General features: G+C 73.7%; 3 protein-coding genes. 1 reads left to right on the forward strand and 2 read right to left on the reverse strand.

All coding sequences use genetic code 11. The annotated features are described in order from the left end of the window. The coding region (locus tag D3105_RS35670; RefSeq protein ID WP_118906587.1) for a hypothetical protein at window positions 1-189 on the forward strand (189 nt) is incomplete at its 5' end. On the opposite strand, the gene D3105_RS33760 is transcribed toward D3105_RS35670, so the two are convergent. After that, window positions 137-901, reverse strand: a complete 765-nt coding sequence (locus D3105_RS33760; protein ID WP_118906588.1) for an SDR family NAD(P)-dependent oxidoreductase — start codon at window positions 899-901, stop codon at window positions 137-139. The two genes, D3105_RS35670 and D3105_RS33760, sit on opposite strands and share 53 nt — an antisense overlap. Before the next feature lie 238 nt (window positions 902-1,139). Continuing rightward, the coding region (locus D3105_RS33765) for a zinc finger domain-containing protein (RefSeq protein WP_276311886.1) at window positions 1,140-1,363 on the reverse strand (224 nt) is incomplete at its 5' end.

Here is a 1,363-nt window from a genome sequence, read left to right on the forward strand (position 1 = left end):
CTGCGGCCGGACCAGGCGGGGCTGGTGGAGGGTGCGGTGGCGGCGGGCGGCTGGGGGCTGAGCCTGTTGCCGGTTCATGTCGCGTCGGTGGTGCCCCTGGGCTCGTCGAGGGGCTCAGGCGCGGCTCCCGGGCGGCTCACCAGGGCATGGCGACGCCGCCGTTCGGCCGGAGGATCTGGCCGGTCATGAAGGCCGAGGCGTCCGAGGCCAGGTGCAGCACGGTGTGGGCGACGTCCTCGGGCTCGCCGACCCGGCCCAGCGGGGAGATCCGGGCCATGGCCGCCTCCGCCCGGTGCTGCCCGGCGGCATCGTGCCGGTCGGTCATCGGCGTACGGATCCAGCCGGGAGCGACGGCGTTCACCCGTATGGCGTGCGGCCCCAGCTCCGTGGCCAGCGTTTTGGTGAGCTGCACCACGGCGGCCTTCGCGACGCTGTAGCAGAGCAGGCCGGCGCTCGCGGAGTCCACGGCGCCCGACGCCATGGTGATCAGCGAGCCGGGGGCGGAGCGGGCCGTCATGGAGCGGGCCACTTCCTGGCAGGCGTACAGCACCCCCTTGAAATTGGCCGCCAGTACGCGGTCCAGGTCCTCGTCCGCCGTCTCCAGCACGCCGCTGGTGTGCATGATCCCGGCGGCGGCGACCAGGATGTCGAGATGCCCCGCGGCGGCGACCGCGGCACGGACCCGGTCGCGGTCGGTGACGTTCAGGGGGTGGGTCCGGGCGCTGCCGCCCGCGCCGACGATCAGGTCGTACGTCCGGCGCAGGCCCGTCTCGTCGCGGTCCGCGCAGTGCACCAGGGCCCCGGCCTCCGCGAGCAGCAGGGCGCTGGCCTGCCCGATGCCGCTCGCCGCACCGGTGACGAACGCGGCGCGACCCGTGAGGTCGTACGCGGAGAGAGCCATGACCGGACCGTACGACTGTATCTGACGGGGCGTCAACCAGAAGGTGTCTTGTCGATCAGGCCGGATCAGGGAGCGGGGGTCTGGTGCCGTCCATCGCAAGGCGGAAGAGGGGGCCAGATGGGGTCTCCCCTGCTCGAACGGAGTTGAGAGTTTGAGGAAGGAGCCATGGCGGGTGACGACAACGCGGCGAGGTGCGGTGCCAGGGCACGCGAGCCCGGCATGATCGACAAGACACCCCCTAGGAGGTCGGCCCCGATTGGCAGCCGGGGCACCAGTAGGTGGGCCGGTCGTCCTGGTCGGCGAGGCGGATCGGGGTGCCGCAGCGCAGACAGGGCCTGCGCGCCCGCCCGTAGACGTACAGGCGCTCCTGCACGCGGTGGGGCGGGCGTGGCCGGGGGCGGCCGGCGTCGGGGGCCGGGCCGGGGCGGAGGCCCCGGTTCGGCGGGGTGCGGAGTTCCGAAA

Source organism: Streptomyces globisporus (genome assembly GCF_003501885.1).
Lineage (GTDB): Bacteria > Actinomycetota > Actinomycetes > Streptomycetales > Streptomycetaceae > Streptomyces > Streptomyces globisporus_D.